Source organism: Endozoicomonas acroporae (assembly GCF_002864045.1).
GTDB classification, from domain to species: Bacteria; Pseudomonadota; Gammaproteobacteria; order Pseudomonadales; family Endozoicomonadaceae; genus Endozoicomonas; species Endozoicomonas acroporae.
On sequence record NZ_PJPV01000291.1, the window covers coordinates 1 to 2,403 of the forward strand.

Genomic DNA, 2,403 nt, shown 5'->3' on the forward strand with positions numbered 1-2,403 from the left:
ACCAGTATCAGCGTTTTGATTATTCTGAGAGAGCACCCCCGACGGTCCGACGGTGTTCGGCCTCTGCGCTAAGCCCATTTTTACCCGCTTGAGCCTTAAGTGCTTCGACGATTTTTTCGTCAATATTACGAACGATTAGGTTAGCCACGATCCACCTCCTGAATATTCTATAAAATGATAGCATTGATATCATTTTTGACCAGCGCCTTCTGGAATCTATTGCCTTACAATTCAACGTATTAACCTTTAGATATTTCTATGACTGTAAACATCAGAAAAGCTGTTTTCCCGGTTGCCGGTAGGGGCACCCGCTTCCTTCCCGCGACCAAGGCCACAGATGCTGCCCGTGGTGGATAAGCCACTGATTCAGTATGCCGTGGAGGAAGCGGTGGCCGCCGGTATCAAGGACCTGATCTTTGTCACCTCCTATACCAAGGTGCTGGTGATTAACCACTTTGATAAAAACTTCGAGCTGGAATACCGGCTGGAACAGGCGGGTAAGCAGAAGCTGTTAGCCATCGTCCGGGATATTCTGCCGGAAGGCGTCAACTGTTTTTATGTACGCCAGGCGGAGGCCCTGGGTCTTGGCCATGCGGTTTTGTGTGCCAGGAAAAGAGGGTCATATATGGTCCGCCCCGCATTGCAAGGAAAAGTTTTCCATCATGACTAAAGAGTAATGCTTCCACTCTTATAATAAAGAGTCCGGCCTTTGGGGTGAGGTCTCAATGCCTCTGGCCCTGATGGAATCCGCTCACTCCCACCTCATCAGGTCTTCGGCCTCTATGGGCCCTGACCCCGGTCAGGTTCAAGGGAATGCAGGTCTTACCTTTTATGCCATCATTTGAACTTTATCCACGTAACTCGTTGCAGGCTTCTTACACTGATTAACCGCTGTTGCTTTTCTTGTTTAACGACAAATGTTTAATAGTTTGATGCCGATGCTCATGCTCCTGCCTTGTAGGGTTCTTTCTTGGTTAATACAGCCCAGGCAATGCGAGCATTCTTATTGGCAACTGTCACCGCTGATATATTCTTGCCCCTGCGCTGGTTAAGCTCTTTAATCCAGTTATTACGTCGATCGTCGTGTTTGTCGGCTACCCTGACAACGGTTCTGCCACCGTTTATCAACAGGGTTCGCAGGTAGGTATCGCCCCGTTTACTGATCCCGAGCAACGTGGGCACGCCACCGGTCGATTGCTGCTTTGGCACCAAGCCCTGTCAGGCAGCCATTTCCCTGCCATTTTTGAATGCTGATATATCACCAATCGCAGCAAACAGTGCTGTAGCACTGAGTAACCCAATGCCGGGTATGGTTAGCAAAAGTTTGCAAGCTTCATTATTAGCTGCAATGGTTTCGAGCTTTTGCTCAAGCTTCTCAACTCGTTTATCAAGGTGTTGCATCTCTTCGTACAGTTCACTGAGCAGTTCCCGGAACAACACGGTTAAACCATTTTCAGCATCTTCCAGAACCAGTGGGATCCGTTTACGGATGAAGGATATTATTTTGGCAAAAAGGCTGGCTAAGGAGATCAATGATGAGTGAACCCATTTATGACTATGATCCTGCTGATTACTTGAACAGCCCTGAAGCCTTCTTCGTAAAACCGGGGTCTTGATTCTTGAATGAAGTCAAGGAAATTTTTAAAAACACTGAATAGTGTTCAATGCCTGAACAGCCGCTTTTGTAATTTTAACAGCTTGTGGTTTGCCAAAGTGGTCTCTGGTGTAGGCGATAATGTCCAGAATGTCCTGACGGGCATCCTGAGTGAGAATAACCTTTGCCATGGTTATTCTCCTGCACTGTTTTGTGGTTGATTTTCGCTGTGTTTATGGCTCTCAGGATTGTCATCTTCAAGGAGCTGGTCAATATCGGCCATTACACTGTCTGCCGTGATGGTGTTCTGGTCTGCCAGCTGCCGTTTGCCCAGGGCCAGCAGTTTTAACAGGGCAAGATCTTCCTGTAATGCTTCATAACTGTGGATATCCTGAATAACGGCTTTGGCTTCACCATTCTGGGTGATCACCAGGGGTTCCCGGCTCTCCTGCAGCTGGTTAAGTACTTCGGCTGCGTTGGCCTTCAGGTAGCTGATGGGTTTGACTTGCTGTGAAAGTTTCATCCTGGCTTCCTTATATTGAAAAGTCTTAATTAAGACTTTATATAGTCTAGCTTTTCTGCTGTCATCCACAAACCTTTCCGGGGCGTTTTTCGCAGTATCCCTCCCTATTTGTATTGGGTGCTGAAGAGATTCAGGACAGCCATAAATTTAACCCTGTTTTAGTCTGGATATTTTAATGGGTGGCCTGTTCTTGATGATTAAAATCGTTCAGACTGTTTTTCAGGCAGGCTTGGAAATAAAGCTTCGCTTGTAACTATTCAGCACCCAGTAAAGGCATATTACTGTA

Annotated in this window: 4 protein-coding genes and 1 pseudogene; 1 reads left to right on the top strand and 4 read right to left on the bottom strand. The window is 46.9% G+C overall.

What is annotated here, in order from left to right; genetic code table 11:
* Window positions 1-19: 19 nt before the first annotated feature.
* Window positions 20-148, bottom strand: coding sequence for a FitA-like ribbon-helix-helix domain-containing protein (locus tag CX664_RS27960; RefSeq protein ID WP_276328526.1), 129 nt, complete (start codon window positions 146-148; stop codon window positions 20-22).
* 144 nt (window positions 149-292) lie between these two features.
* Here CX664_RS27960 and CX664_RS25290 point away from each other — a divergent pair, with 144 nt between their 5' ends.
* Window positions 293-670: a sugar phosphate nucleotidyltransferase gene (locus CX664_RS25290; protein ID WP_338063483.1), complete on the top strand. Its 378-nt coding sequence runs from the start codon at window positions 293-295 to the stop codon at window positions 668-670.
* Window positions 671-942: 272 nt separating this feature from the next.
* Here CX664_RS25290 and CX664_RS27710 read toward each other — a convergent pair.
* The 3 genes and pseudogenes from CX664_RS27710 to CX664_RS25305 all read right to left on the bottom strand — a co-directional run bounded on the left by CX664_RS27710 (window position 943) and on the right by CX664_RS25305 (window position 2,117).
* Window positions 943-1,401, bottom strand: a pseudogene (locus CX664_RS27710) (transposase).
* 240 nt (window positions 1,402-1,641) lie between these two features.
* Entirely contained in the window at window positions 1,642-1,785 is a 144-nt protein-coding gene (locus tag CX664_RS26070; RefSeq protein WP_146000381.1) for a type II toxin-antitoxin system RelE/ParE family toxin, read from the bottom strand.
* A 2-nt stretch (window positions 1,786-1,787) separates the two neighbouring features.
* The gene (locus CX664_RS25305) at window positions 1,788-2,117 is read right to left on the bottom strand and encodes a type II toxin-antitoxin system Phd/YefM family antitoxin (protein WP_101749334.1); all 330 of its coding nucleotides are present in this window, start codon (window positions 2,115-2,117) and stop codon (window positions 1,788-1,790) included.
* Window positions 2,118-2,403: the final 286 nt, after the last annotated feature.

Excerpts from the sequence above, each read along its gene's own strand:
- CX664_RS26070 (WP_146000381.1), bottom strand. The coding sequence starts at position 1,785 with ATGGCAAAGGTTATTCTCACTCAGGATGCCCGTCAGGACATTCTGGAC.
- CX664_RS25305 (WP_101749334.1), bottom strand. The coding sequence starts at position 2,117 with ATGAAACTTTCACAGCAAGTCAAACCCATCAGCTACCTGAAGGCCAAC.